Here is a 26,427-nt window from a genome sequence, read left to right as displayed (position 1 = left end):
CGACCCCTACCCGTTGATCATGAAGTTATTGCCACCGGTGTCGGCGTGTCGCAGCAATAACTTCATGATCAACGGGGTGATGGGGCCGGGGTTGGGGTTAGTGGGTTGAGGGGGTTACGAAGGGGGGTTTGGTTACCGTCAGGGGGGCGCGGCGGCCTCGGATGTCGATCTCGACCTCGGCGCCTTCGGGGAGGTTGGCGTCCGTGTCGATCAGGGCCAGGGCGATGCCCTGCTTCCTCGTGGGGCTGAAGGTGCCGCTCGTCACCACGCCGACCTGCCGGTCGCCCAGGTGCAGGGTCATGCCGGGGCGCGGGATGGCGCGGTCGACGGCCACCAGGCCACGCAGCGTACGACGGGGGCCGGCGGCCTTCTCGGCGCGCAGCACGTCACGGCCCCAGAACGCCGGCTTGTCCCAGCCGACCGCCCAACCGGAGCGGGCCTGCACCGGGGTGATGTCCAACGAGAGGTCCTGCCCGTGCAGCGGGTACCCCATCTCGGTGCGCAACGTGTCCCGGGCGGCGAGGCCGCAGGCGCGCAGCTCGAACGCCTCGCCGGCGGCGAAGAGCGCGTCCCACACGGTCACCGCCTGCTCGGCCGGCACCACCAGCTCGTAGCCCAGCTCGCCGGTGTAGCCGGTACGGCAGACGGTCAACTCCACGGCGGCGAGGCTGGCGGCGTCGAAGCTCATGTAGCCGTGCCCGGTGGGCAGGTCGAGGGCGGCGAGCAGCTCGGCGGAGCGGGGGCCCTGCACGGCCAGCACCGCGTACGCCTCGTGCTCGTCGGTGACGGTGATCCGCTCCGGCGCGGCGGCGCGCAACCGGCGTACGACCTCGGTGGTGTTCGCGGCGTTCGGGATGAGGAAGACGTGGTCGTCGGCGTACAGGTAGGCGATGATGTCGTCGACCACACCGCCGGTGGCGTCGTCGCAGCACAGCGTGTACTGCGCGCGGCCCGGCCCGATGCGGCCCAGGTCGTTGCTGAGGCAGGAGTTGACGAACTCGGCCGCTCCGGGACCGGTCACCCGGACCTTGCCCAGGTGCGACACGTCGAAGACCCCCACCGCCGTCCGCACCGCCGTGTGCTCCCTGAGCACCCCGCCGCCGGCGTACTCCAGCGGCATCTCCCAGCCCCCGAAGGGGGCGAACTTGGCGCCGGCGGCGGTGTGCCGCTCGTGCAGCGGGGAACGTCGCAGCCGGGTCGCGGCGGCGGCGGAGGTCACGTCGGTCATGGGTGGCAACTTACCGGGGGTTACGCCGCTGGTTAGCATCGGCGGGACCCCGTTGCGTGATCGACGGGACAGCCCCGATGTCCGGCGGGTAGGTTCCGCCGGAGACCTTCACCGCTGGTACGCGACGACGCGACCGGCCCGGCCCGCCCGGAGTAGCTTCAGTGACAACCCCCCGCACGACCACCCTGAGCCTGGTCGACACCGACCCGGCGGAGCTCGCCGTCGACGCGATCGTGATCGGCGTGCACAGCCAGACCGGAGAGCAGGACGCCACCAGCGGCCTCGCCGGCACCCTGCTGCTCGGCAGCGGCGCGGAGAGCATCGCCGTCGCGTTCGACGGCAAGCTGACCGAGACGCTGGCGCTGCTCGGCGCGACCGGTGGCCCGGGCGAGGTGATCAAGCTGGCCACGCTGGGTACCGTCACGGCTCCACTGGTCGTCGCGGTCGGGCTCGGCCCGGAGCCGACGGGCGCCGCCCCGGCGCCGGAGACGCTGCGCCGCGCGGCGGGCGCCGCGGTGCGGGCCCTGGCGGGCGCGCCGAAGGTGGCGCTCAGCCTGCCGTTGCCCGACGACGCGGACGCGCTGGCGGCGCTACGCGCGGTCGCCGAGGGCGCCCTGCTCGGCGGCTATCGCTTCGCCGGTTACAAGACCCGGCCGCAGCCGAACCGGCGGGAGCCGGTGGCCGAGGTGCTCATCGCCGTTCCGGACGCCGCCGACACGGGCGCCCAGGCGGAGATCACCCGCGCGCAGGCGGTCGCCGGCGCGGTCCGGACCAGCCGGGACTGGGTGAACACCGCCCCGAACGAGCTGCGTCCCCCGTCGTTCGCCGACGCCGTGGCCGCCGCCGCCCGGGACGCCGGCCTCGGCGTCGAGGTGCTGGACGAGGCGGCGCTGGCCGCCGGCGGGTACGGCGGCATCATCGCGGTCGGGCAGGGGTCGGAGGCCCCGCCGCGGCTGGTGAAGCTCACCTACACGCCGCAGGATGCCGGCAACGGCAAGCGGGTCGCGCTGGTCGGCAAGGGCATCACCTTCGACACCGGCGGCATCTCGATCAAGCCGGCGCAGGGCATGTGGGAGATGAAGTCCGACATGGCGGGCGCCGCCGCGGTGGGTGCGGCGATGCTGGCGATCGCCGCGTTGAAGCCGAACGTGGCGGTCAGCGGGTACCTGCCGATGGCCGAGAACATGCCGTCGGGCACCAGTTACCGGCCGGGCGACGTGATCAGCATGTTCAGCGGCAAGAAGGTGGAGGTGCTCAACACCGACGCCGAGGGCCGGATGGTGCTGGCCGACGCCATCGCCCGCGCCTGCGCCGACGGCACGGACTACCTAGTCGAGACGTCCACCCTCACCGGCGGTCAGGTGATCGCGTTGGGTAAGCGGGTCGCCGGCGTCATGGGTACTCCCGAGCTGTGCGAGCGGGTCCGCACGGTCGGCGACTCGGTCGGCGAGCCGGCCTGGCCGATGCCGCTGCCGGACGACGTACGCAAGGGCATGGACTCCGACGTGGCGGACATTTCGCAGGTCAACGCCGGGATGGACCGGGCCGGGCACATGCTGCAGGGCGGCGTGTTCCTGCGCGAGTTCGTGACCGACGACGTGGCGTGGGCGCACATCGACATCGCCGGCCCGGGCTACCACTCGGGCGAGCCGACCGGTTACTGGACCAAGGGCGGCACCGGCGTGCCGGTCCGCACCCTGGTGCAGCTCGTCGAGGACGTCGCCGCCAACGGCTGACCGCACGCGCTGGAAGAGGGGCTCCCGGCTGCCGGGAGCCCCGCTTTCAGTTCAGTAGAGCTCGGGGCGGCGCTTGCGGCGCTCGTTGAAGTCGCGCATCCGCTGCGGGTAGCCCATCAGCCGGACGTCGTACACCGGGATGCCCATCCGGTACGCGAAGCGACGCGCGCCGTCCGGACCGTCGATGCGCCGGCGGGTCCACTCCCCGTCGTCGGCGATCAGGATCACGGTGGTCTCGGTGACCGTCGTCCGGGGCTCGATGAACGCCTCGACACCTCGCCGGCTCCGGATGAAGTTCTCCAGATGGGCCAGATCGCCACGATCGGCCGCACGGTCGTGGCTCGCCACACGCGCCTGTTTGCGACGCCGGAACAACCCCACCGGACTTCTCCCCCACCTGACGTCATCGACAACGGTGCCAAGGGTACGTGTCGATGACGTGTCGTTGGGCACCTCACTACGCACCCTGTGCCCAGTGGTGACAAGATGACCGAGGTGGGGTGTGTCCGTGTTACACCTCCGTGACCCCCGATGCAGTGACGCGACCTGGGAGTTGGACGTGAGCGAGCCGAACGAAGCGACCTTCGACATTGTCATCCTCGGAGGTGGCAGCGGCGGCTACGCGACCGCGCTGCGCGCCGTCCAGCTGGGCCTGAAGGTCGCGCTGGTCGAGAAGGGCAAGCTCGGCGGGACCTGCCTGCACAACGGCTGCATCCCGACCAAGGCGCTGCTGCACGCGGCCGAGATCGCCGACCAGACCCGCGAGTCGGAGCAGTTCGGTGTGAAGGCCGAGCTGGTCGGTATCGACATGGCGGGGGTCAACTCGTACAAGGACGGCGTGATCGCCCGCCTGTACAAGGGCCTCCAGGGCATGTTGAAGGGCAACAAGTCGATCACCATCGTCGAGGGCCACGGCAAGCTCGTCGGCAAGAACGTGGTCGAGGTCGACGGCAAGCGCTACACCGGCCGCAACATCGTGCTGGCCTCCGGCTCGTACGCGAAGAGCCTGCCCGGCCTGGACGTCGACGGCGAGCGGATCATCACGAGCGACCACGCGCTGACCCTGGACCGGATCCCCTCGTCGGCGATCGTGCTCGGTGGTGGCGTGATCGGCGTCGAGTTCGCCAGCGTGTGGAAGTCCTTCGGCGTGGACGTGACGATCGTCGAGGCGCTGCCCCGACTGGTCGCCGCCGAGGACGAGGAGTCGTCGAAGGCGTTGGAGCGGGCGTTCCGCAAGCGGAAGATCAACTTCAAGGTCGGCAAGCCGTTCGAGAAGGTCGAGAAGACCGACAACGGCGTCAAGCTGACCATCTCCGGCGGCGAGACCGTCGAGGCCGAGCTGCTGCTGGTCGCCGTCGGTCGCGGTCCGAGCACCGCCAACCTCGGGTACGAGGAGCAGGGCGTCAAGATGGACCGCGGCTACGTGCTGACCGACGAGCGGCTGCGCACCAGCGTGCCGAACGTCTACGCGGTCGGCGACATCGTGCCCGGCCTCCAGCTCGCGCACCGCGGCTTCCAGCAGGGCATCTTCGTCGCCGAGGAGATCGCCGGCCAGACCCCGGCCGTCATCGACGAGGTGGGCATCCCGCGCGTCACCTACTGCGACCCCGAGCTGGCGTCGGTGGGTCTGACCGAGGCGAAGGCCAAGGAGCAGTACGGCGCCGACAAGGTCAAGACGTACAACTACAACCTGGGTGGCAACGGCAAGAGCCAGATCCTCAAGACCACCGGCTTCGTGAAGCTGGTCCGGGTGGAGGACGGCCCGGTGGTCGGCGTCCACATGGTCGGCGCCCGGGTGGGTGAGCTGATCGGCGAGGCGCAGCTCATCTACAACTGGGAGGCCTACCCGGCCGAGGTCGCCCAGCTCGTGCACGCCCACCCGACCCAGAACGAGGCCCTGGGCGAGGCGCACCTGGCCCTCGCCGGCAAGCCGCTGCACGCGCACGCCTGACAATCAACCGCGGCGTCCGGCGACGGGCGAAGATCCCACCAGGGGAATGAAGGAGTCTCAGAAAATGCCGGTATCGGTCACCATGCCCCGGCTCGGCGAGAGCGTCACCGAGGGCACCGTCACTCGCTGGCTCAAGCAGGAGGGCGACACGGTCGAGGTCGACGAGCCCCTGCTCGAGGTCTCGACCGACAAGGTCGACACCGAGATCCCGTCGCCCGCGGCGGGTGTGCTGAGCCGCATCGTGGTCGGTGAGGACGAGACCGCCGAGGTCGGCAGCGAGCTGGCCGTCATCGCCGGTGAGGGCGAGTCGACCGGCGGTGGCGAGGCCGCCCCGCAGGAGCAGCAGCAGGCGCCGGCCGAGTCGGTCGAGCCCGCCGCCGAGCCGACGGCCGCCGCCGAGGGCACCGCCGACCAGGTGGCGCAGGACGAGGCGCAGGACGAGGCGCCGGCTCCGGCCGCCGCGTCGTCGGGCGAGGGCACCGCGGTCAAGATGCCGGCCCTGGGCGAGAGCGTCACCGAGGGCACGGTCACCCGCTGGCTCAAGCAGGTCGGCGACACCGTCGAGGTGGACGAGCCGCTGCTGGAGGTGTCCACCGACAAGGTCGACACGGAGATCCCGTCGCCGGTGGCCGGCACCGTGCTGGAGATCAAGGTCGCCGAGGACGAGACCGCCGCGGTCGGCGCCGACCTGGTGGTCATTGGCGTCGCCGGTGCGGCCCCGGCCCAGGCGAAGACCGAGCCGAAGCCCGAGCCGAAGGCGGAGGCCGCGCCGGCCCCCAAGGCCGAGGCGAAGCCGGAGCCGAAGGTCGAGGAGCCCACCCCGGGCATGTCGTACAACGAGCCGGCCGCCGAGGCGGAGACGTCGGCGCAGCCGGCGAAGGCCGAGCAGGCCGCCCAGCCGTCCGCGCCGACCGCCGCGCCGCAGCGCCCGTCCGCTCCCGCCCAGGGTGGCGAGGAGGCGGCCGGGTACGTCACGCCGCTGGTACGCAAGCTGGCCAACGAGCACGGCGTGGACCTGGCCGCGCTCAACGGCACCGGCGTGGGTGGCCGGATCCGCAAGCAGGACGTCCTCGACGCGGCCGAGAAGGCCAAGGCCTCAGCGGCTACGCCGGCTCCGGCGGCACAGCCCGCCGCCAGCGCGGCGACCCCGGCCAAGCCGGCCGCGAAGCCGCAGCCGAGCGGCAAGCGGGGCACCACCGAGAAGCTCCCCCGGATCCGCAAGGCGATCGCCAACCGGATGCAGGAGTCGCTGCACGAGATGGCGCAGCTCACCACGGTGGTCGAGGTGGACGTCACCCGGGTCGCGAAGTTGCGGGCGCAGGCGAAGGACTCGTTCGTGCAGCGGCACGGCGTCAAGCTGTCCTTCCTGCCGTTCTTCGCTCTCGCCGCCGTCGAGGCGCTGCAGACCTACCCGATCGTCAACGCCCAGTTGGACCTGGACGGCGGCACGATCACCTACCCGGCCGCGGAGCACCTCGGCATCGCCGTGGACACCGAGCGGGGCCTCGTGGTGCCGGTCATCCACAACGCCGGTGACCTCAACCTCGGTGGCATCGCGAAGCGGGTCGCCGACCTGGCCGAGCGGACCCGGACCAACAAGATCAGCCCGGACGAGATCGCCGGGGCGACCTTCACGCTCACCAACACGGGCAGCCGGGGCGCGCTCTTCGACACCCCCATCGTGCCGAAGCCGCAGTCGGCGATGCTCGGCACGGGTGCCGTGGTCAAGCGGCCGGTCGTGGTCAACGACCCGGACCTGGGCGAGGTCGTCGCGGTCCGGTCGATGGTCTACCTGGCCATGTCGTACGACCACCGACTGATCGACGGCGCCGACGCGGCCCGCTTCCTGAGCGCGGTCAAGGAGCGGCTGGAGGCCGGCAACTTCGAGTCGGAGCTGGGCCTGGCCTGATCCACCTCGTCACGCGAAAGGGCGCCCCGGTCACCTCGGCCGGGGCGCCCCTTCCGTATTGACGGGTCAGCCCTTGAGCAGGTCGGTCGAGACCTTCCAGAGCCGCTCGGCCGCCTCCGGGTCCAGCGCGTAGTCCGCGACGCCCGTCCGCGTGTCGGGTCGGGCGGGCGGGGCCTGCTGGCAGTCCTCGAAGTAGCGTCCGCCGACCTCGTCAAGCAACGGGGACGCGGCCACCAGCACCGACGTGGCGGCGCCCTGCTCGACGGTCTTCCACGCCGCCGCGTTGCCGGAGCGCAGGCGGTTCAGCTCCTCCTCGCTGACGTAGCGTTGGAGGTTGGTGCGGATCGCGCCGGGCATCAGCGAGTTGGTGTAGATGCCGTCGTCGGCCCAGCGGCGGGTCGCCTCGACGGCGAAGAGCACGTTGGCCGTCTTCGACTGCCCGTACGCCTGCCAGGGCTCGTACTCGCGGCGGTCGTACTGGATGTCCTCGAAGACGACGGGCGAGCGCAGGTGGGCGGCGGAGCTGACCGAGACGATGCGGGCCCCGTCGGCGGCGGCGAGCGCCGGGCGCAGCCCGGTGGCGAGCGCGAAGTGCCCGAGGTGGTTGGTGGCGAACTGCATCTCCCAGCCCTGCGGGGTGCGGCTCAGGGGCGCGGCCATGATGCCGGCGTTGTTGACCAGGATGTGCAGCGGGCCGTCCCAGTTGGCGACGAAGTCGGCGACCGAATTCTGGTCGGCGAGGTCGAGCGGGGCGACCAGGACGCGGTCGTTGCCGGTGGTGCCGGTGATGTCGTCGGCGGCCTTCTGGCCTGCGTCGGGGTTGCGGACGGCCAGGGTGACCTCCGCGCCGGCGCTGGCCAGGGCGCGTGCGGTCTCCACGCCGATGCCGGACGACCCGCCGGTGACGATCGCCCGTCGGCCGACCAGGTCCACACCCCGGATCACGTCCATGGCGGTGGAGTCGTGGGCGAACGACGTGGTTATCGGGTTGCTCGTCGTCATGATCCATCCTTGTCCAGGCTGGGGCGGGCCGGTCGGCCCGCCGGTACGATGGAAGCGGAGGATCCTCCGCTGCGGTCGAGGCTAACCGGAGTTCCCTCCGCTTGCCATGTCCCGTGCGTTACACCCGCTCAGCGAGGAGGAGACGGTGCCGGAGTCCAGCCCCCGCCCGCTGAGGGCGGACGCGCTGCGCAACCGCGAACGCCTGCTTCGGGTCGCGGTCCAGGCTTTTTCCCGCCCCGGGCCGGAGGTAACGCTCGACGCCATCGCCCGCGAGGCAGGGGTGGGCATCGGCACCCTGTACCGCCACTTCCCCACCCGCGAGGCGCTGGTCGAGGCGGCGTACCGCAACGAGCTGGCCCGGCTCTGCGACGCCGCGCCGCAGCTACTCGACCAGATGCCGCCCGATCGGGCGCTGCGGGACTGGATGTCCCGTTTCACCGACTACCTCGCCACCAAGCGGGGCATGGCCGACGCGCTGCGCCTCGTCATCGCGTCCGGCGCCAACCCGTACGCGCAGAGCCGCGACCTACTGCTGGCGGTGCTCGGCCAGTTGCTCGCCGCAGGAGTCGCGGCGGGCACCGTCCGAGCCGACGTCGCCGTCGGTGACGTGCTGGCGGGCCTCAGTGGCATCTCCCTGGCCGCCGGCGAGCGCGCCCAGGCCAACCGGCTGCTCGACCTACTGATGGACGGGCTGCGCTCCCGCGACGCGGGCTGACCCGTTCGGTCCTCCGACCAGGCCGGACGCTGCCAGAGTGGGACCGTGGGCGGTAACCGGCGGCGCGGACAACTGGGACCCGCCGTCCCCATCGCCCCCGGGGCCCGGGTCGACAAGTTCGAGGTCTTCTTCGACCTGGTCTTCGTCTTCTCGTTCTTCATCATCACCCGCGCGACGGCCGCGAACATCTCCGGCCGCCAACTGCTGCACGCCGCCCTGGTGCTCGCCGTGCTCTGGTGGATCTGGGTGGTGCACAGCCTGGTCGCCACCCGGGTCCGGCTCGGCGAGGGCTACGTGCCGGCGCTCATGGTGATCTCGATGGTCGCGCTGTTCGCCTTCGCGCTGGGGCTGCCGCAGGCGTTCAGCGACCCGAAGGGCAGCGCCGCCGGGCCGATGCTGGTGGCCATCAGCTACGTCGTGGTCCGGGCCGTGCACATGTTCCTCTACCAGCACGTGGTGCGGGACAGCCCGCAGGAGCGACGCCAGCTCCGACGCTTCGCCCCGGAGCTGGCGGTGAGCATCCTGCTGCTGCTCGCCGCCGCGTTGATCCCGCCGCAGATCACCGACCCCGACCGGGCCGCCCTGGTCCGCGACGGGCTGTGGATCGCCGTGGTGGTGGTGCAGTACGCCACCGGCTTCATCGTCGGCACCTGGGGTTGGGGGGTGACCAGCGCGGAGCACTGGACCGAGCGCTACGACCTCATTCTGATCATCGCGCTCGGCGAGTCGATCATCTCCACCGGAGTGGGCGGCAACCTGCTCGGCAAGCCGGTCACCTGGCCGGCGGTGGCCGCCGCCGCGCTCGGCATCGTGATCACCGCTGCGCTCTGGTGGGCGCACTTCGACTTCGTCGGGCCGGCCGCCCGGATCGCTCTGCACGCGGCGGAGGGCGCTCCCCGGGTGGCGATGGCCCGCGACGCGTACGCGTACCTCTATCTGCCGATGATCGCCGGGGTGATCCTCTTCTCGATCGGCAACGAGGAGATCCTGCACAAGATCACCGACCCGGCCGGCGGTATCGCGGAGAAGATCGAGGGGCCGGCGGTGCCGATGCTCTTCGGCGGGTTGATCACCTACTTCGCCGTCAACATGCTGTTCCAACTGCGCACCCTGCACACCGCCACCTGGACCCGCGTGGGCGTGATCGTGGCGCTCACGGTGGCCCTGCCCATCGGCCTGTACCTGCCGGCGCTGGGCGCGCTCACCCTGGCGACCGTGATCTGCGTCGGGCTGGTGGCCGTCGAGGTGCTGGTGATGGCGGAATCCCGGCAGGCGCTGCGGGCCGCCGTGTTCGAGGAACGGACGACGCACGAGGCGCACGAGGCGGGGTGGCGTGCCCGTTGGCACGACGTCCGGGAGCCCGACGAGCCGACCACGCCCTGACGGTTGCGGTCCAGTGTGTCGGACAGCGTCGCGGTGTACCCGGCACGATGGCCGCCGAGGGCATGGAGGCGCGGGGGACAGCATGAGGACGAACGTGCACCCAACCGGTTCACCGACCGATCGGCTCGCCGCCGTCGGCAACCAGATGATCGAGATCCACCTCTGGCTCCGCACCGAGCTGGCCCGCCTCCGGGCCGACCTGGACACCCCCTCGCGGGACCTACGGGCCCACTGCCTGACCTTCTGCGCCGCGCTGAGCCGCACGTCGGCGGCGCACGCGACCTGGTCCGCCCGCGATCACCGACCCTCGTCGGCAGCGGGCGCGCCGGGCAGCCGCTCGTAGAAGCGGATCTTCTCCCGCAGATGGTCGTACTGACGCCGCAGCAGGCGCATCTGCTCCTCCACCTGCGCCGCGTGCTGTTGCAGCAGCTCACGCCGCTCGTCGACGGTGTGCTCACCCGCACGGGCCAGCGACGCGTACCGGCACATCTGGGCGATCGGCATCCCGGTGTCCCGCAGGCAGCGGAACAGCAGCAGCCAGCTCAGGTCGTCGTCGGTGAAGACGCGCTGGCCACCCGGCGTACGACCCACGTCGGCCAGCAGGCCGATCTTCTCGTAGTACCGCAGTGTGTCCAGGCTGAAACCGCTGCGCCGGGCGGCCTCGGCGGGGGCGTAACCGGTCATGCCCGGATGCTAGCCAGCCCTTGACCTGGAGCGCACTCCAGATTGGAGGCTGGTCGCATGACGACGACACGCACGCTGGGACGCAGCGGCATCGAGGTGAGCGCGATCGGGATGGGATGCTGGGCGATCGGCGGTCCACTGTGGGGCGACGGGGGGCAGCCGTTCGGTTGGGGCGAGGTCGACGACGACGAGTCGATCCGTACCATTCACCGGGCCCTCGACCTCGGCGTCACCCTCTTCGACACGGCCAGCAACTACGGCGCCGGGCACAGCGAGCGTGTCCTCGGCCGGGCCCTCTCGGGCCGCCGGTCCGAGGCGGTGATCGCCACCAAGTTCGGCAACGTCAGCGACGAGGACACCCGACGGTGGCTCGGCACCGACGCCAGCGGAACCTTCGCCGTCCGCAGCCTGGAGGACTCGCTGCGCCGCCTCGGCACCGACCACGTCGACCTCTACCAGCTGCACATCAGCGAACTGCCGACGTCCGCCGCGCTCGACCTGGTCGACACCCTTGAGGGCCTCGTCGACCAGGGCAAGATCCGGGCGTACGGCTGGAGCACCGACAACGCGGCCTCGGCGGAGGCGTTCGCGGCCGGCGGACCGCACTGTGCCGCCATCCAGCACGACGAGTCGGTGCTGAACGACAACGCGGCGGTACTCGCCGTCTGCGACCGCCACGACCTGGCGAGCCTCAACCGAGGGCCGCTGGCGATGGGGCTGCTCACCGGCTCGACCCGGACGCCCGGCGCGGACGACGTACGCGGCCGTGCGCCCGAGTGGTTGCGGTGGTACACCGACGGCCGCCCGACGCCGGAGTGGGCGGCGCGGGTCGAGCAGGTCCGTGCGGCGCTCACCGCCGACGGGCGGACCCTCGCCCAGGGCGCGCTCGGCTGGCTGCTGGCCCGCAGCCCACGGACGGTGCCGATCCCCGGCCTACGCACCGTAGCCCAAGCCGAAGAGAACCTGGAAACCCTGAAGCTGAACCCCCTCCCCCCCGAGGCGTACGCCGAGGTGGAAAACCTCCTGTCCGACCTACGCCCCTGACCCCACCTCGTCGATCTTGCACTTTCGGTGGCGACGAAACGGGCCTGGCCCGACATAACGGCGACACAAAGTGCAAGATCGGCGAGGAGTGGCGGCGCGGCGCGTCCGGGGAGCGGGTTTTCGACGAAGATAACGGCATGCGGATCCTCATGGCCGGCGCGTCCGGCTTCCTCGGCACCCGGCTGGGCGACCGGCTCGTCGCCGACGGGCACCAGGTCACCCGACTCGTGCGACGAGCGCCGCGCGACCCGCACGAGCGGCAGTGGGACCCGGCGGCCGGTCAGCTCGACCCGGCCGTGGTCGCCGAGTCGGACGCGGTCATCAACCTCGCCGGCGCGGGCGTCGGCGACAAGCGCTGGAACGACGACTACCGGCGGTTGATCCGCACCAGCCGGGTGGACAGCACCACCACGCTCGCGACGACGATCGCCGGCCTCCCCGACGGCGACCGACCCCGGGCGCTGCTCAACTCGTCCGCCGTCGGCTGGTACGGCAACACCGGCGACCGGGTGGTCGAGGAGGACGCCCCCGCTGGCGAGGGTTTCCTGGCCGACGTCTGCCGGGTTTGGGAGGCCGCGACCCGGCCGGCCGAGGACGCCGGGGTACGTGTGGTCCGGCTCCGCACCGGCCTGCCGCTGCACCGCGACGGCGGTCTGCTCAAGCCGCAGTTGCTCCCGTTCAAGCTGGGCATCGCGGGGCGGTTGGGCAGTGGGCGGCAGTGGCTGCCGTGGATCTCCATGCGGGACTGGCTGGACGCGACCCTCTTCCTGCTGACGCACGACGAGATCGCCGGCCCGGTCAACGTGGTGGGCCCGAACCCGGTGACGAACGCCGATTTCACCCGCGAGCTGGCCCGACAGCTGCACCGCCCGGCGATCATTCCGATCCCCGCCCTGGCGCTCAAGGTGGCCCTGGGCGGCTTCGCCCACGAAGCCCTCACCAGCACGAGAGTCCACCCCAGAGTCCTGACCGAAGCCGCCTACCCCTACGCCCACCCCACCCTCCCCGAGGCCCTGAAGGCAGCCCTCCAGGACTGACTGACAGACCGCGTTGATCATGAAGTTATTGCCCGCCACGTCGGCGTGTCGTGGCAATAACTTCATGATCAACGCGGTCTGGGTGGGGGTCAGCAGCCGATCACCCAGTAGTTGGCGGCGGTCTGCTTGAGGGTGCTCGTGTAGAAGGTGTTGTAGAGGCCCATGCGCTGGTTCGAGCCGTTGGCGTAGGCGTAGCCACCGGACTGGTACGCCCGGCCGGCGGTCACGTGGGCGTAGTTGGTCGCCGTCACGCAGGTCGGCGGCGTGGTCGGGGTCGGGCTCGCCGTGGGCGTCGCGGTCGGGGTGGGCGACGCGGTGGGGGTTGCGCTGGCCGTGGGGGTTGGGGTGGGGGTGGTGCCGCCGTTGTTCAGCCCGAAGAAGAGCGCGTCACGGTACGTCGAGCAGATGGTGTCCAGGAAGTAGGCGGCGGCGGTGCCGCACTGGTCCGCCCCGGAGCCCGGGTCGACCGGCGTTCCGTGGCCCATGCCGGAGACGCGGTAGAGGCGTACCTCGTCGTTGCCGTACACCTCGAGGCTGGTGTTGCCCGGCAGCGACGACGTGCTGGTCGGCGTCTGCGAGATCCCCCGCACGTTGGTCCACTGGTCGCGGGACTCGGTGCCGTTCAGCGGGGTCACCGTGGTGTCCGACGTGCCGTGCCAGATGGCCACCCGGGGGCGCGGGCCGGTGTAGCCGGAGTAGGCGCCCCGGACCAGGTCGCCCCAGGCCGCCGGCGTCTTGTCCGTACCCGGGTTCATGCAGCTGAACGCGTTGACCATGCTGGTGGCGCAGCGGTACGGGATGCCCGCGATGATCGATCCGGCGGCGAAGACGTCCGGGTAGGTGGCCAGCATGACGGCGCTCATCGCCCCGCCCGCGGAGAGGCCGCTGACGAAGACCCGCGAGCCGTCGACCGCGTAGTTCGCCTTGGCGTGGTCGACCATCTGCTTGATCGACAGCGCCTCGCCCTGGCCTCGGGCCGTGTCGCCGGTCTCGAAGAAGTTGAAGCAGGAGTTGGCGTTGTTGCCGGAGGGCTGCTGGGCGACGATCAGCGTGAACTTCCACTGGTCGGCGTACTTCTGCCAGCCCGAGTTGGCGAAGTAACCGGAGGCGTTCTGGACGCACCCGTGCAACAGCACCACGGCCGGGGAGTTGGCCGGCAGGTTGTCCGGCCGGTAGGCGTACATAGCGAGGTTGCCGGGGTTGGATCCGAACCCGGTGACCTGGGTGAGGCTGGCGGCCTGGGCGGGCGTGGCGAGGGTGATCGCGCCCGCCACGGCGAGGACGAGCCCGGCGACCGCACCGGTCAGCCGGGTGAGGAGGGACGAGGAGCGGCGCACGGAGGCCTCCTGACGGGGCAGACTGTGAACTGGGTCACGGTCAAGTTGCCGAGACGTTACGACGGTGTGTCCCTGGCCCGATATGGGGCGCGTTCACACATTCACGACAGCCGTTGTGTACGCCGAACTCCTCCCGCCACGGCTGCACCAGAGCTGACAACAACCGCCGGTCTGACCGGCTCGTCCAGGTCCGATTGGTAACGTCCGCTGCGTGCCGTCCTCCCCGTCGCTGGCCACCGGGCCCGCCCCAGCGTCGCCGTCGCGTACCCATCGGGACCTCCGGGCCGACCTGATCGTCGTGCTGGGGGCGCTCGCGCTCGCCGTCTGGGTGACCAGTGGGCTGTGGCGGGACCCGAACGTCCGCACGATCACCGTCAACTCCAGCGACCAGGCGCTCTTCGAGTGGCTGCTGGCCTTCGGCGGGCACGCGGTCACCCACGGGGAGAACCCCTTCTTCACCTACCTGATCAACGTCCCGGACGGCGTGAACCTCGCGGTCAACACCTCGATCACGGTGTACGCGGTGGTCTTCGCCCCGCTCACGTACCTTGTCGGGCCACCGGTGACGTTCCTCGTGATCCTCACCCTGAACCTGTTCGCCACCGCGCTGGCCTGGTACTGGCTACTCTCGCGGCACCTCGTACGCAGCCGGCTCGCCGCCGCCGTGGGCGGCCTCTTCATCGCCTACTCCCCCGGCATGGTCTCGCACGCCAACGCGCACCTGAACTGGACCGCCGGCTGGCTGGTCCCGCTGTTGATCTGGCGGCTGTTCGCGCTGCGCCGCCCCGGGCACTGGCTGCGCGACGGGGTGATCCTCGGCGTGCTGGTCGCGGTGGCCTTCTCGATCGCCGCCGAGGGCCTGTTCTTCGCCGCTCTCGCGCTCGGCGTGTTCGTCGCCGTATGGGCGCTGCACCCGGCCCACCGGGCCGAGGCCCGCGCCGCGCTACCCACGTTCCTGCGCGGGCTCGGTGTGACCGCCGTGGTGGCCGGCGCGCTGCTGGCGTACCCGCTGTGGTTGCACTTCGCGGGGCCGCAGCGGTTCCACGGCACCGGCTTCGACCCGGTGATCCACTCCGAGGACATCGCCGCCTTCGCCGCGTTCCCGCGCCGGTCGCTGGCCGGGGAGGTCGGGCTGGGGACCTCGCTGGCGCCGAACCCCACCGAGGAGAACTCGTTCTTCGGGGTCCCTCTGCTCGTCCTCGCCGTGGTCTGCTTCGTCGCGCTGTGGCGACGCGCCGACCCCGGCCGCCGGGCGGTCCTCTGGGCGCTGGGCGTCGTCGCGGTGATCTTCACGGTGCTGTCCTTCGGGCCGGTCGCGAAGATCGACGGGCGGCGTACCGACCTGCCGATGCCGTTCGACATCCTGGGCCAGTTCCCGGTGGTGAACGCCGCGCTGCCCGCCCGGCTGGCGCTGGTGGTGGCCCCGGTGATCGGGGTGCTGCTGGCGTACACCGTCGAGCAGTTGCGCACCTCCCCACCCCGGCACCGCTCGACGGAGCTGGCCTGGGCGATCGGCTTCGCGGTGGCCCTGCTGCCGCTGCTGCCCACCCCGCTGCTGACCGACGAGCGGGAGCCGATCCCGGCGTTCATCACCTCGGGCGCCTGGCGGGAGTACGTCTCCGACGGCAACACGATGACCCCGGTGCCGCTGACCGTGGACATCTATCCGGACGGCCAGCGCTGGCAGGCGTACGCCCTGTCGCACCGCCAGGGCGAGTTCGCGATTCCGGGCGGCTTCTTCCTCGGCCCGGGCGGACCGGACGGTCGGGGCCGGATCGGCCCGGTGCCACGCACCCTGAGCGCGCTCATGGACCAGGCCGGCCGCACCGGGCTGGTGCCGATCATCACCGACGGCACCCGGACGGAGGTCCAGTCCGACCTGCGGCACTGGCGGATCGAGACGCTGGTCCTCGCCGACGCGGTGCACGGCGCGAAGTTCGAGGTGGACGAGGCGGCGGTCCGGCGTACCGCCACGGCGCTGTTCGGCGAACCGGAGCGGGTCGACGACGTCTGGCTCTGGCGGATCCCACCGACCGACCGGTAGCCGCGGCGCGAGCGACCGGGACACCGCCACGGGCTTTCAGCGCGTCTAATGGACCGATGGAGACGCTGGGCCGCCACCTTCGGTGCTGGGCCACAACCACTATCGCCCTGGCCCTGGTGGCCCTCGGCGCGCCAATCGCCACGGCCGCCACGAGCGCTGTCGCCGACCGCGCGACCGGGCTGGTCCCGACCCGGGTGCACACGCCGTGGCTGTGGCAGGCGACCGTGGCGCAACGCCCGGCCGGTCCGGCCGGGCTCGTGTTCTTCACCGACCGCACCCGCTACTTCGAGTCGACCGGGGTGGTGGTGGCCCGGGACGGTGCGTACCGGCTGATCCCGATCGGCATCGGCGAGGGGCACGGGCTGCTCTCCCCGGACGGACGGCACTATCTGCGGCCACAGTCCGGCGAGTTGCTCGACCTCACCACCGGCCGGCAGAGCCGCCCCATGACCGTCGGGGTGGACCCGCTGGCCTGGTCGCCGGACGGGCGGCGCGTATTGGGCACCCGCAGCAACGACGACGGCGTAATCACCTACGGGCCGGAGAACCAGCAGCTCAACGATCCGGAAAAGCCCGACGACCTGCTCGTCGTCGACCCGTTCCAGGGCACCGAGCGGGTGGTCGAGATCGGCACCTTCGCCCAGCACACCGCGGCGGCCTGGTCACCCGGTGGCGATCTGATCGCGGCCACCGGCTGGCCGGACGTGCCAGCCCGATTCGCCGAACGCCAACGACTGGTGGTCGTCGACCCGACCGGCGGCGCCCCTCGTTGGCAGGTCGACCTGGGCGACAGGCGAATACTTGCCGGGCCGGCCGCCTGGCATCCCGACGGCCGGCGGCTCGCGCTGCTCGCCTTCGACGGCTGCGCCGGGCCCAGGTGCACGTCCGAGCAGATCGCGGCCCGCACCTGGCGAGTCGAGTTTCTGGACGCGGCCACCGGCCAAGCTGTCGGAACGGCCCTGCCGGCGGGCGCCTCGGCGAGCGGCATCCTCGGCTGGCGTGGTGCAGACCCCGTCGTGCGCTACGTCAGCGACACGGAGCAGGACACCGACCGGCGTGCCATCCTCGCCGCACTGTCGCCCGACGGTCGTCGCGAGGTGCTGGTGACCACGCCGGTCGGGTCGACCGACCTGATGGTGCCGGGCGACCTGCTGATCCGAGCCGCGTTCGGTGGACCGGAGCCACGGCCGTCACCGTTCGCCGCCTCGCTCTGGGTTTACCTGACACTGGCCGCGCCGACGCTGTTGGCGCTCATCCTCGTTCTGCGGCGCGTGCGTCGTCGCCGCGCTGCGAGTGGCCCGGCTCCGGCGTGACAACGACCTCCCGGGTGGTCCGGCGTGTCCCTGGTGAGGCGGCTCACCAGGGATCGGAGCCGGATACGGGACTAGGGTTGATGCCGTGACGACGACGACCCCCGGCCTGACGGCCGTCCGCGCCGGCCTGCTCGACTACCAGGCCGCCTGGGACGAGCAGCGACGCCTGCACGAGTCGGTGGTGGCCGGCGAGCGCGGCGACACCGTGCTGCTGCTGGAGCACCCGAGCGTCTACACCGCCGGCAAGCGCACCGAGCCGTGGGACCGGCCGACGGACGGCACTCCGGTCGTCGACGTGGACCGCGGCGGCAAGATCACCTGGCACGGGCCGGGTCAGCTCGTCGGCTACCCGATCGTGCGACTGCCCGACCCGGTGGACGTCGTGGCCTACGTCCGTCGCACGGAAGACCTGCTCATCGACGTGTGCGCCGAGTTCGGCCTGTCGGCGGGCCGGGTCGACGGGCGCAGCGGAGTCTGGGTGCCCGAGGACGACCGGGGGCCGGCCCGCAAGGTGGCCGCCATCGGCATCCGGGTGGCCCGGGGCGTCACCCTGCACGGCTTCTCGATCAACTGCGACTGCGACCTGACGTACTTCGACCGGATCGTGCCCTGCGGCATCCGCGACGCGGGCGTCACGTCGCTCACCGCCGAGTTGGGCCGCCCGATCACCGTCGCCGACGTGCTGCCGGTGGTCGAGCGCCGGCTGTCCACCCTGATCGAAGTCTGAGCGCACAGCCGGCGTCCGCTCCTACCGGGTCCGGCGGTGCAGGTCCCGTGGGAACGCGGTGACCTCCCGAACGTTGGCCGCGCCGACCAGCCGGGCCACGAACCTCTCCAAACCGATAGCGAACCCGCCGTGCGGCGGCATGCCGTGCCGGAACGCGTCCAGGTAGCCGGCATAGGGCTCGACCGGCTCGCTCGCTCCGGGCCGCCAACGCCGCCAGGTAGTCGGCGTGCCGGTGTAGCCGCCGCCCACCGGTGACCGGTTCCACACCGCGAAAGAGCAGGTCAAAACCGTTCGAGTACGCGGGCTGTGCCGGTCCGGGGGGGGTGTAGAACGGGCGTTTCGCCATCGGGTAGCCGGTGACGAAGAGGAAGTCCGATCCTTGTTCACGGCGGGCCCACTCGCCCAACGCCCGTGCGTGGGCCGGCGCGAGGTCCGGCTCGTCGGCGGGAGCGCCGGCGATCGTCAACGCCTCGGTGAAATGCACCGCCGGGATCTGAGCCGGCACGGCCGGCAGGTCGACGCCGAGCGTTGCCGGCGCGCCCACGCACCGCGCCCACCATCTGAGCCACTGTGTCGCGCAGTACGCGCATCACGTCCCGATGGTCGGCGACGAACCCCAGCTCAGCCGGGCGGGCTCTACTAGCTGGGCGTTAGGAAGGTGCCCTTCCTCTACCGCAGGCGTTAAGAAGGTGCCCTTCCTTACCGTTCTTCCCGCAGCTCGGGTGTGTGACGCGGTTTCTCGGCTTGCCGGTGTCCGGCGTCACAACGTCTGCGGCGTGACGCCGGTCGCCTGACGCACATAGACGGCCACCATCCGGCGTAGGCTCGTTTTCGTGACGATCGAGCACTCCGCGCCGACGACCGGCCAGGCAGCGCGCACCGCAACGGCCGCCCCCGAGGGGCGTCGCCTGCTGCGGATCGAGGCGCGCAACGCCGAGACGCCGATCGAGCGCAAACCCCCGTGGATCAAGGTCAAGGCCAAGATGGGCCCGGAGTACACCCAGTTGCGCGGGCTCGTCTCGCGCGAAGGGCTGCACACCGTCTGCCAGGAGGCCGGCTGCCCCAACATCTACGAGTGTTGGGAGGACCGGGAGGCCACCTTCCTCATCGGCGGCGACCAGTGCACGCGGCGCTGCGACTTCTGCCAGATCGACACCGGCAAGCCGGCCGAGTTCGATGCCGACGAGCCGCGTCGCGTTGCCGAGTCGGTCGTGTCGATGGGCCTGCGCTACGCCACCATCACCGGCGTCGCCCGGGACGACCTGCCCGACGGCGGCGCGTGGCTCTACGCCGAGACGGTCCGGCAGATCCACGCCCTCCAGCCGGGCTGCGGCGTCGAGCTGCTGATCCCGGACTTCAACGCCGTACCCGAGCAGTTGGCCGAGGTGTTCGGCTCCCGGCCCGAGGTGTTGGCGCACAACGTGGAGACCGTGCCGCGCATCTTCAAGCGCATCCGCCCGGCGTTCCGCTACGACCGCTCCCTCGACGTGATCCGGCAGGCCCGCGCCGACGGTCTGGTCACCAAGAGCAACCTCATCCTGGGCATGGGCGAGGAGCGGGCCGAGGTGTCGCAGGCGCTGCGCGACCTGCACGAGGCCGGCTGCGAGCTGATCACCATCACGCAGTACCTGCGCCCCTCCCCCCGGCACCACCCGGTGACCCGCTGGGTCAAGCCGGAGGAGTTCGTGGAGCTGCGCGAGGAGGCCGAGGAGATCGGCTTCGCCGGGGTGATGAGCGGGCCGCTGGTGCGCTCGTCGTACCGCGCCGGCCGGCTCTACCAGCAGGCGCTCGACGCGCGCGCCGCCAGCACCGTCGCCACCGCCGGCTGACCCGCCGACAGCGCCGCACGGACCCTGCGGCGCCCGGGTGTCATGATCGTGCGATGACCGCCGGGGTACGCGACCAGCCGCGCGGCGCGGATCGACCGCGTCCACGGCCCGGCGCGCGCCTCGGACTCCTCGGGTGGCTCACCGGGCTGGCCCTGCTCGCCGGGATCGGCTACCGGCTCTGGCTGCTGGGCCACGCGACACCGCCGACGAACAGCGACGAGGCCACCATGGGGTTGGCCGCGCTGCACATCGCCCGGGGCGAGGACTTCCCGGTCTGGTTCTACGGCCAGCAGTACATGGGCACGCTGGAGGCGTACCTGGCCGCGCCGCTGTTCGCCGTCGCCGGTCCGTCGCTGTTCGCTCTGCGACTGCCCACGCTGGCGCTGTACGCGCTGTTCCTGCTGCTGGCCTGGCGGCTGACGCTGCGGTTGACCGGGGACCGCTGGTTCGGTCTGCTGGTGGTCGTCCTGCTCGCCCTCGGGGCCGACCGGATCGTCAAGAACCAGTTGATCGCCGGCGGCGGCTACCCCGAGATGAACGCCGTCGGGGTGGCGCTCGCCCTGCTCGCCGTGGACCTGGCCGCCGGCCGACCCGGGTGGCGCGTGATGCGCTGGGCGACCTGGGGATTCCTTGCTGGCCTGATGCTCTGGGTCGACCCGCTGGTGCTGCCGTACGTCGTGGCGACCGGCGCGGTGCTCGTCGGGTTCCGTCACCGGGAGCTGCGCGGTCGGGCCGGCGCGCTGGTCGGGGTGGCCGTCCTGCTGGGAGCCGCCCCGCTGCTCGCGGACAGCCTGCTGACCGGCCGGAACCCGGTGCACGCGGTGCTCGCCGCGGGTGGCGCCGACGCCACCGCCGGGTGGGCCGCCCGGCTGCACGGCGGGTTGCTGGTCGGACCGCCGCTCGGGATGGGCTTCTGCGACCCCGGCGCCTGTGCCACCTGGCAACTGTGGTGGGCGTACGCGCTGCCGGTGTTACTCGTCGTCGCGGCCGGCACGGCCTGGCGCAGCCTGCGCCGACCACCCACCTCGGCTGGCACGGATTCGCCCCGCGTCGCGGGAGCGGTGCGACTCGCGCTCGTGCTGGCCGCGGTGGCGACGCTCGTCGCGTACACCGTGAGTAGTTCCTCCGGCCTGACCCCGGCGGAGAGCGCCCGGTACCTGTCCACCCTGCTCATCGCCGTGCCGGCGCTGCTCTGGCCGGTCTGGACGCTGGCCCGGTCGGGGTCGACGGCGGCCCGGCCGGTCGCGCTCGCCGTCCTGGCCGCCACGCTGCTCACCACCGCCTGGGCCACCGCGCAGGCGGCGCGGACGGCCCCGGCGACCCGGGCCGCCGAGGCCCGGCACGCCGCGCTGGTGGCCACGCTGCGTGACCTCGGTGTACGACAGGTGCGCGCCGGCTACTGGACCTGCAACCGTCTCACCTTCGCCAGCGCGGAGCGGGTGGTCTGCGCGGTCGTCGACGACGACCTGCGCCCCGGCTTCGACCGCTACCCCGCGTACCGCCGGGAGGTGGAGCGCGCGGCGGCGCCCGCCTGGGTGGCACCGACCGGGTCGCCGCTGGCGGCCCGGCTCGACGCGCGACTCGGCGCGGGCCCGGACGCCCTCGACCTGGTCACCCTCGACGGCTGGCGCATCTACCTGCCGCGCGGCTGACGGCGACGTCAACCCCGGGCGGCGGGCTCGGCCAGCAGGCCGAGGCGGTGGGCCAGCGCGGCGGCCTCGCCCCGGTTGGTCACGTCGAGCTTGGCGATGATGCGGGACACGTGCACGCTTGCCGTCTTCGGTGAGATGAACAGCCGCTCGGCGATGCGGCTGTTGCTGTGCCCCTCGGCGACCAGCCGCAGCACCTCCCGTTCCCGGGACGTCAGCACATCCGGGCCGGTCCCACCGGCGCCCGCGGCGCGCAGACCGACCCGCCGCGCCAGGGTGGTGGCGGCCCCGGCCAGCGGCGTCGCGCCGAGCCGCCGGGCGATCTCGGCCGCCTCGGTGATCGCCGTCGACACCTCGTCGCGCTCGCCGGCCACGGCGGCGGCCTCGGCCAGCGCCAGCAACGCCCGGCCCAGCGGGTACGGCTGCCCGTCGGCCCGCCACGCCCGCACCGCCGTCCGCCACGCCGGCAACGCCTCGTCATCGGTCGCCAACAGGGCGTTGACCTGGGCGGAGTGCGCCCGCGCGGCCGGGTGCCGCGCCGGCAGGTCGGCCGCGAGCGCGGCCACGGCGGCGGCCAGCTCGACGTCACCCGTCCGGGCGGCGGTACGCGCGGCAGCGCTCAGCACCGGCCAGCCCTCGCGGGGTAGCTGCGGCAGGCTCTCGTCGGCCACCGCCACGCGAGCCGCGCGTACCGCCTCGGACACGTCGTCGGCGGCCAACGCCGCCTCGATCCCCAGCTCGTGCAGCGGCAGGCGATGGTTCGGCCACAGGTAGGGCCGGCCCAGGAAGGCCAACGCCCGCTCGACCAGCTCGTCGGCGCCCGGGTGCGCCCGGGCCAGGCGCAGACCGGCGCACACCTGAAGCCAGTGCAGGCCGGTCACGCCGGACAGGTCGATCCGGGCCGCCTCGGCGCACACCGTCTCCGCCTCGTCCCAGCGACCCAACGCGATCAGCGCCTCGGCCCGGTTGGACAGCAGGTACGCCCCGGTCGAGCGACTGATCCCCACCCGCCGCGCCTCGGCCATGCCGGCCTCGGCCGCCTCGGCGGACTCGGCGTAGCGGCCCACCTCGCAGAGCAGGTCCGACTGGAACACCTTGGCGAGCACCAGGGCCGGCACGTCACCGGACGCCCGGGCCGCCGCCTCGGCGCGGTCCAGCTCCGCGAGCCCACGTTCGCCGTCCCGTTCGCCCTGGCAGAGCAGCGCGATCCGGGTCGCGAGCAGGGCCGGTTCCGCGCCCAGCGCCTTGGCGTCCGTGGCCGCCTCGGCCGCCACCCGGGCGGCCTGCGCGACGTCGATCTTGACCAGGTGGGTGGCGACGTCGGCGAGCAGCCGGACCCGCTCGACACCGGGCGGACCGCCGGCCGCCAGGCGGTACGCCTCATCCAACTCCCGCCGGCCGTCGCTCTTGCCCAGCAGGGCCATCAGTCGGCCCCGCTGGTCCAACAGGCGGGCGGCGCGCAGCGGCGCGGCGTCGGCGTCCACCTCGGCCAGTCCGGCGCGGGTCAACGTGATGGCCCGGCTGAAGTCGCCGGCCGTCACCGCCGCGTCCAACGTCTGCTCCAGCAACGCCAGATGGTCCATGCCCAGCAGGTCGGCCGCGTCCGGCACCAACTCCCACAACTCCAACGCCCGCTCCAGCAGGCGACGCTGCTCGGCGTAGGCGTACCGGTCGGCGGCGGCGCAGGCCGCGACCCGTGCGGCGACGAGGGCACGGGGATGGTCGTGCGCCGCGTACCAGTGGTGGGCGATCTCGGCCGGGGCGCGGCCGGCGACGACCAGGTGCGGCTGCGCCTCGATCGCGGCGGCGAACCGCGCGTGCAGCCGGGCGTGCTCGCCGGGCAGCAACTCGTCGTGCACGGCCTCACGGACCAGAGCGTGCCGGAACTCGTAGTCGCCGTCCCGGTCGGCCACCACCAGTTGGGCCGCGACGGCCGCGCGCAGCGCGTCCTCCAACTCGGCCTCGGGCAGGCCGGCGACCTCGGCGAGCAGGTCGTGGGCGAAGCGCGTGCCGCCGGCCGCGGCGATCCGCAGGACCCGCTGGGTCGGCTCGGGCAGCCGGTCCACACGGGCCAGCAGCAGGTCACGCAACGTCTCGGGGATCGCCGCGCAGCCGATCGGGTCGCCGGCCACCGCCAGCTCCTCGATGAAGAACGGATTGCCCTGCGTACGCTTGTGGACGTCGTCGACGGCACGCGGCGCCGGCTCGCCGCCGAGCAGGTCGGCGAGGATCGCGCCGGTGCCGTCGCGGTCCAGCCGGCCCAGCTCGACCCGTTCGACACCGCGGGCCCGGTCCAGCTCGGCGAGGAACGGGCGCAGCGGATGCCCCCGCTGCAACTCGTCGGTGCGGTACGTGCAGACCAGCAGCAGCCGGCCCGGCCGCGCGGCCCGGACCAGGAAACCGATCAGATCCCGGGTGGACCGGTCCGCCCAGTGCAGGTCCTCGATCACCAGCAGCAGCGGCCGGACGTCGGCGAGCCGCTGGAACAGCTCGGCGACCAGGTCGAACAGGTATCCACGCGGGGCGTCGGTAAGCGGTCCCGCTCGCGACACGGCCGACGCCGTCGACGTCCGGCCCAGCTCCGGCAGCAGACGGGCGAACTCCGCCTCGAAGCCGGCGAAGACCTCCGGGCCGTCGGCCCGCAGCACCGCGCGCAGCGCGGCGGCGAACGGGGCGAACGGCAATCCCGCCTCACCCAGTTCCAGGCACTGGCCGACCAGCACCCGGGTGCCAGCGGCGGTGGCCCCGACCGCGAAGTCCTCCAACAGCCGGGTCTTGCCCACCCCCGCCTCACCACCCACCAGCACGGTGGCCGGCTCGCCCTTCCCGGCCCGACCCAGCGCGTCGTGCAGCGCCGCGATCTCGCGTTGACGGCCGACAAGGACGGAACTCGCGGCACGGAGGGTCACGGGACCGAGCATGCCATGACCGGACGACACCGCGACCCCGCCGAACGGCGGGGTCGCGGCAGCGCGTGGGGCGGCGGCGGGCGGGGCCACGGCGGTCACCGGCGGTCGTCGCCCGTGCGGCGGACCGGCTGGCGGCGGCCCGTCCAGGTCCGGCCGGCCCGGCGCGTCACCGAGCGGGCCAGCCGCTCCGCGGCGGCCTCGGCCCGCAGCTCGGCGGCCTGGGTACGGTGCAGGGAGAGCAGGAAATCCACGTCGTTGCCGAACATGTCGGGCTCCTTCGTCGCGTCGTCGTTCTCTGCCGACAACTCTTCGCGTGAAGGCCCCGACCCGGCATGGGCACACCGCCTCATCTCTCCCAGCGGCACCCTCCTTACCCGCCCGTTCCGGGCCGCTGAGGGGACGTAAGGTACTCAGCCGGGCGGCACCCGGACGCGGATCAACCCGGGCGACGGGGACCACTAGACTCTGCGGCATGGCAAAGCCCCAGGAGAAGGTCTCGTTCGGCCAGCGGCTGAAGCAGATCGGGATGGTGTTCCAGTTCACCGCCAAGCAGGACCGGTGGTTCGCGCCGCTGGTCGCCGCAGCGGTGCTCATCCCGCTCGCGCTCACCGTGGTCGCGGTGATCCTCTGGGGCTGGATCTGGCTGCCGCTGGGCATCCTGTTCGCCCTGCTCGCGGTGCTGATCGTGCTGAACCTGCGGTCCAACAAGGCGATGATGAACGCCGCCGAGGGGCAGCCCGGCGCGGCGGCGCAGATCATGGAGAACATGCGCGGCGACTGGCGGGTCACGCCGGCCGTCAGCTCCACCACCCAGATGGACATGGTCCACCTGGTCATCGGCCGGCCGGGCGTGATCCTGCTGGCGGAGGGCAACCCCCAGCGCGTACGCGGCCTGCTCGGGCAGGAGAAGCGTCGACTGGCCAAGGTCATCGGCTCCGCCCCGCTGCACGACTACGTGATCGGCCAGCAGGAGGGCGAGCTGCCGATCCGCAAGCTGCGCAACACCCTGCTGCGGCTGCCCCGCGCGCTCAGCGGCAAGGACGTCAACGCGCTGGACAGGCGCCTCAAGGCGCTCACCGCCCGTCCGCAGATGCCCAAGGGCGCGATCCCGAAGAACATGCGCCCGCCGGGCGGCGCCCGCCAGCCGCGACGCTGACCTCGTACCCGAAGAGAGCCGGACCCCCACGGGTCCGGCTCTTTCTCGCATGCGCCCCGCGCCCCGCGCCCAGCGCCCAAGATCTGCGCTTCTTCCCCGATGTTGCTGTCTCCGACGCGCGGGAAGCAGCAACATCCCCGAAGCTGTGCGGATCCTGCGGGGCCCGGCCGAGCCGCGCCGGCCCCGGGAGTTGGGCGGTGCCCGGGCGTCAGCCGCGGGGGGCGTCGACGACGACGGAGTCGACGAGCCGGTCGTGTATGCCCCGGCGGTGCTGGTCCATGATCAGCGCGGGGACGACGAGCGCCAGCAGCACACCCCGGGCCAGCGCGCGGAGCACGCCGATCCGACCCCCGTCGTGCCAGTTCACGCAGCGGACCTTGGTGATGTACATGCCCGGCGTCTGGGCGAACAGGCCGAGGAAGAGGCCGTACTCCAGGATCAGCACGAGCACCGGCGCCCAACCGTCGCGTACCGGGTCGGCGAAGATGTTGGCCACCAGCAGGCAGAGCACCCAGTCCACGATCAGCGCGCCGAAGCGCCGGCCCAGGCTCGGCGGGGTGAAGGTCGGGTCGGTGGCCGGCGCTGCCGGGACGTGCGGATTGGTCACAGCGATCAAGGGTATCCGCGTCCGAATCGAGGCCATCGAGGAGCCGCCGAGGAGCGGTTACCACTGCGTGCCGATTCGGGCCAATGGCCTCAAGTGTCATTACACTGGCACAGCCGGTACGACGTTCGCGCTGGCTGAGTGCGTGGACAGGAGCGTCCCTGACGCTC

At 72.3% G+C, this 26,427-nt stretch carries 23 protein-coding genes and 1 pseudogene; 14 read left to right on the top strand and 10 right to left on the bottom strand.

What is annotated here, in order from left to right:
- Positions 1-97 precede the first annotated feature (97 nt).
- Entirely contained in the window at positions 98-1,228 is a 1,131-nt protein-coding gene (gene gcvT, locus ACIA3K_RS04030; RefSeq protein WP_396799105.1) for a glycine cleavage system aminomethyltransferase GcvT, read from the bottom strand.
- Positions 1,229-1,389: 161 nt separating this feature from the next.
- Between gcvT and ACIA3K_RS04025 the strand changes: the two genes are divergently transcribed.
- Entirely contained in the window at positions 1,390-2,964 is a 1,575-nt protein-coding gene (locus tag ACIA3K_RS04025; protein ID WP_396799103.1) for a leucyl aminopeptidase, read from the top strand.
- Between the two features lie 51 nt (positions 2,965-3,015).
- Here ACIA3K_RS04025 and ACIA3K_RS04020 read toward each other — a convergent pair whose 3' ends face one another.
- Positions 3,016-3,345, bottom strand: a complete 330-nt coding sequence (locus ACIA3K_RS04020; protein ID WP_396799101.1) for a hypothetical protein — start codon at positions 3,343-3,345, stop codon at positions 3,016-3,018.
- Positions 3,346-3,523: 178 nt separating this feature from the next.
- Here ACIA3K_RS04020 and lpdA point away from each other — a divergent pair, with 178 nt between their 5' ends.
- Both lpdA and sucB read left to right on the top strand, forming a co-directional pair.
- A complete protein-coding gene (gene lpdA / locus ACIA3K_RS04015; RefSeq protein ID WP_396799099.1) occupies positions 3,524-4,915 on the top strand; it encodes a dihydrolipoyl dehydrogenase in 1,392 nt (463 codons plus the stop codon).
- Positions 4,916-4,979: 64 nt separating this feature from the next.
- Positions 4,980-6,824: a 2-oxoglutarate dehydrogenase, E2 component, dihydrolipoamide succinyltransferase gene (gene sucB / locus ACIA3K_RS04010; protein ID WP_396799097.1), complete on the top strand. Its 1,845-nt coding sequence runs from the start codon at positions 4,980-4,982 to the stop codon at positions 6,822-6,824.
- A 66-nt stretch (positions 6,825-6,890) separates the two neighbouring features.
- Here the strand turns inward: sucB and ACIA3K_RS04005 are convergent, their stop codons facing one another.
- Complete coding sequence (locus tag ACIA3K_RS04005; protein WP_396799095.1) at positions 6,891-7,826, bottom strand: SDR family NAD(P)-dependent oxidoreductase; 936 nt, start codon at positions 7,824-7,826, stop codon at positions 6,891-6,893.
- A gap of 106 nt (positions 7,827-7,932) precedes the next feature.
- On the opposite strand from ACIA3K_RS04005, the gene ACIA3K_RS04000 reads away from it, so the two are divergent.
- The 3 genes from ACIA3K_RS04000 (at position 7,933) to ACIA3K_RS03990 (ending at position 10,267) form a co-directional block, all read left to right on the top strand.
- Positions 7,933-8,541, top strand: coding sequence for a TetR/AcrR family transcriptional regulator (locus ACIA3K_RS04000; RefSeq protein ID WP_396799093.1), 609 nt, complete (start codon positions 7,933-7,935; stop codon positions 8,539-8,541).
- 45 nt (positions 8,542-8,586) lie between these two features.
- Positions 8,587-9,924 carry a low temperature requirement protein A gene (locus ACIA3K_RS03995; RefSeq protein WP_396799091.1) on the top strand — a complete coding sequence of 446 codons (1,338 nt, stop codon included), beginning with the start codon at positions 8,587-8,589 and terminating at the stop codon, positions 9,922-9,924.
- Positions 9,925-10,006: 82 nt separating this feature from the next.
- Positions 10,007-10,267 carry a hypothetical protein gene (locus ACIA3K_RS03990; RefSeq protein ID WP_396799089.1) on the top strand — a complete coding sequence of 87 codons (261 nt, stop codon included), beginning with the start codon at positions 10,007-10,009 and terminating at the stop codon, positions 10,265-10,267.
- Here the strand turns inward: ACIA3K_RS03990 and ACIA3K_RS03985 are convergent.
- The gene (locus ACIA3K_RS03985; RefSeq protein WP_396799087.1) at positions 10,222-10,608 is read right to left on the bottom strand and encodes a MerR family transcriptional regulator; all 387 of its coding nucleotides are present in this window, start codon (positions 10,606-10,608) and stop codon (positions 10,222-10,224) included. The genes ACIA3K_RS03990 and ACIA3K_RS03985 overlap by 46 nt on opposite strands.
- A 57-nt stretch (positions 10,609-10,665) precedes the next feature.
- On the opposite strand from ACIA3K_RS03985, the gene ACIA3K_RS03980 reads away from it, so the two are divergent.
- Together ACIA3K_RS03980 and ACIA3K_RS03975 are read left to right on the top strand one after the other, a co-directional pair.
- Complete coding sequence (locus ACIA3K_RS03980) at positions 10,666-11,652, top strand: aldo/keto reductase (RefSeq protein ID WP_396799086.1); 987 nt, start codon at positions 10,666-10,668, stop codon at positions 11,650-11,652.
- Positions 11,653-11,789: 137 nt separating this feature from the next.
- The gene (locus tag ACIA3K_RS03975) at positions 11,790-12,689 is read left to right on the top strand and encodes a TIGR01777 family oxidoreductase (protein WP_396799085.1); all 900 of its coding nucleotides are present in this window, start codon (positions 11,790-11,792) and stop codon (positions 12,687-12,689) included.
- Between the two features lie 89 nt (positions 12,690-12,778).
- On the opposite strand, the gene ACIA3K_RS03970 is transcribed toward ACIA3K_RS03975, so the two are convergent.
- Positions 12,779-14,026, bottom strand: coding sequence for a PHB depolymerase family esterase (locus ACIA3K_RS03970; RefSeq protein WP_396799083.1), 1,248 nt, complete (start codon positions 14,024-14,026; stop codon positions 12,779-12,781).
- A gap of 211 nt (positions 14,027-14,237) precedes the next feature.
- Here ACIA3K_RS03970 and ACIA3K_RS03965 point away from each other — a divergent pair, with 211 nt between their 5' ends.
- The 3 genes from ACIA3K_RS03965 to lipB all read left to right on the top strand — a co-directional run bounded on the left by ACIA3K_RS03965 (position 14,238) and on the right by lipB (position 18,110).
- Complete coding sequence (locus tag ACIA3K_RS03965; RefSeq protein ID WP_396799081.1) at positions 14,238-16,070, top strand: DUF2079 domain-containing protein; 1,833 nt, start codon at positions 14,238-14,240, stop codon at positions 16,068-16,070.
- A 56-nt stretch (positions 16,071-16,126) separates the two neighbouring features.
- The gene (locus ACIA3K_RS03960; protein WP_396799080.1) at positions 16,127-17,383 is read left to right on the top strand and encodes a hypothetical protein; all 1,257 of its coding nucleotides are present in this window, start codon (positions 16,127-16,129) and stop codon (positions 17,381-17,383) included.
- Positions 17,384-17,468: 85 nt separating this feature from the next.
- Positions 17,469-18,110: a lipoyl(octanoyl) transferase LipB gene (gene lipB, locus ACIA3K_RS03955; protein ID WP_396799079.1), complete on the top strand. Its 642-nt coding sequence runs from the start codon at positions 17,469-17,471 to the stop codon at positions 18,108-18,110.
- A gap of 21 nt (positions 18,111-18,131) precedes the next feature.
- Here lipB and ACIA3K_RS03950 read toward each other — a convergent pair whose 3' ends face one another.
- Both ACIA3K_RS03950 and ACIA3K_RS03945 read right to left on the bottom strand, forming a co-directional pair.
- The gene (locus ACIA3K_RS03950) at positions 18,132-18,251 is read right to left on the bottom strand and encodes an amino acid--tRNA ligase-related protein (protein WP_396799360.1); all 120 of its coding nucleotides are present in this window, start codon (positions 18,249-18,251) and stop codon (positions 18,132-18,134) included.
- A 121-nt stretch (positions 18,252-18,372) separates the two neighbouring features.
- Positions 18,373-18,594: pseudogene (locus ACIA3K_RS03945) on the bottom strand (amino acid--tRNA ligase-related protein); the annotation flags it as partial.
- A gap of 349 nt (positions 18,595-18,943) precedes the next feature.
- Here ACIA3K_RS03945 and lipA point away from each other — a divergent pair.
- Both lipA and ACIA3K_RS03935 read left to right on the top strand, forming a co-directional pair.
- Positions 18,944-19,939 (top strand): lipoyl synthase, encoded by a 996-nt coding sequence (gene lipA / locus ACIA3K_RS03940; protein WP_396799077.1) that lies wholly within the window; start codon positions 18,944-18,946, stop codon positions 19,937-19,939.
- Between the two features lie 53 nt (positions 19,940-19,992).
- On the top strand, positions 19,993-21,591 hold the full coding sequence (locus ACIA3K_RS03935; RefSeq protein WP_396799076.1) for a hypothetical protein: 1,599 nt from the start codon (positions 19,993-19,995) through the stop codon (positions 21,589-21,591).
- A gap of 8 nt (positions 21,592-21,599) precedes the next feature.
- On the opposite strand, the gene ACIA3K_RS03930 is transcribed toward ACIA3K_RS03935, so the two are convergent.
- Positions 21,600-24,497, bottom strand: coding sequence for an AAA family ATPase (locus ACIA3K_RS03930; RefSeq protein WP_396799074.1), 2,898 nt, complete (start codon positions 24,495-24,497; stop codon positions 21,600-21,602).
- Positions 24,498-24,592: 95 nt separating this feature from the next.
- On the bottom strand, positions 24,593-24,763 hold the full coding sequence (locus ACIA3K_RS03925; protein ID WP_355049340.1) for a hypothetical protein: 171 nt from the start codon (positions 24,761-24,763) through the stop codon (positions 24,593-24,595).
- 206 nt (positions 24,764-24,969) lie between these two features.
- Here ACIA3K_RS03925 and ACIA3K_RS03920 point away from each other — a divergent pair, with 206 nt between their 5' ends.
- Positions 24,970-25,653, top strand: a complete 684-nt coding sequence (locus tag ACIA3K_RS03920; protein WP_396799072.1) for a DUF4191 domain-containing protein — start codon at positions 24,970-24,972, stop codon at positions 25,651-25,653.
- 208 nt (positions 25,654-25,861) lie between these two features.
- Here ACIA3K_RS03920 and ACIA3K_RS03915 read toward each other — a convergent pair whose 3' ends face one another.
- On the bottom strand, positions 25,862-26,260 hold the full coding sequence (locus ACIA3K_RS03915; protein WP_396799070.1) for an RDD family protein: 399 nt from the start codon (positions 26,258-26,260) through the stop codon (positions 25,862-25,864).
- Positions 26,261-26,427 lie beyond the last annotated feature (167 nt).

The sequence above is a fragment of the Micromonospora sp. NPDC051543 genome (assembly GCF_044454415.1).
GTDB lineage: Bacteria > Actinomycetota > Actinomycetes > Mycobacteriales > Micromonosporaceae > Micromonospora.
Note: the sequence above shows the minus strand (reverse complement) of the source record. Positions and strands in the feature narration are given on the sequence as shown.

Bases quoted from the DNA above. Each gene is read 5' to 3' on its own strand.
- gcvT (WP_396799105.1), bottom strand. From the start codon at position 1,228: ATGACCGACGTGACCTCCGCCGCCGCCGCGACCCGGCTGCGACGTTCC.
- sucB (WP_396799097.1), top strand. From the start codon at position 4,980: ATGCCGGTATCGGTCACCATGCCCCGGCTCGGCGAGAGCGTCACCGAG.
- ACIA3K_RS04005 (WP_396799095.1), bottom strand. From the start codon at position 7,826: ATGACGACGAGCAACCCGATAACCACGTCGTTCGCCCACGACTCCACC.
- ACIA3K_RS04000 (WP_396799093.1), top strand. From the start codon at position 7,933: ATGTCCCGTGCGTTACACCCGCTCAGCGAGGAGGAGACGGTGCCGGAG.
- ACIA3K_RS03990 (WP_396799089.1), top strand. From the start codon at position 10,007: ATGAGGACGAACGTGCACCCAACCGGTTCACCGACCGATCGGCTCGCC.
- ACIA3K_RS03985 (WP_396799087.1), bottom strand. From the start codon at position 10,608: ATGACCGGTTACGCCCCCGCCGAGGCCGCCCGGCGCAGCGGTTTCAGC.
- ACIA3K_RS03980 (WP_396799086.1), top strand. From the start codon at position 10,666: ATGACGACGACACGCACGCTGGGACGCAGCGGCATCGAGGTGAGCGCG.
- ACIA3K_RS03975 (WP_396799085.1), top strand. From the start codon at position 11,790: ATGCGGATCCTCATGGCCGGCGCGTCCGGCTTCCTCGGCACCCGGCTG.
- ACIA3K_RS03960 (WP_396799080.1), top strand. From the start codon at position 16,127: ATGGAGACGCTGGGCCGCCACCTTCGGTGCTGGGCCACAACCACTATC.
- ACIA3K_RS03950 (WP_396799360.1), bottom strand. From the start codon at position 18,251: ATGCCGCCGCACGGCGGGTTCGCTATCGGTTTGGAGAGGTTCGTGGCC.
- ACIA3K_RS03935 (WP_396799076.1), top strand. From the start codon at position 19,993: ATGACCGCCGGGGTACGCGACCAGCCGCGCGGCGCGGATCGACCGCGT.
- ACIA3K_RS03925 (WP_355049340.1), bottom strand. From the start codon at position 24,763: ATGTTCGGCAACGACGTGGATTTCCTGCTCTCCCTGCACCGTACCCAG.
- ACIA3K_RS03920 (WP_396799072.1), top strand. From the start codon at position 24,970: ATGGCAAAGCCCCAGGAGAAGGTCTCGTTCGGCCAGCGGCTGAAGCAG.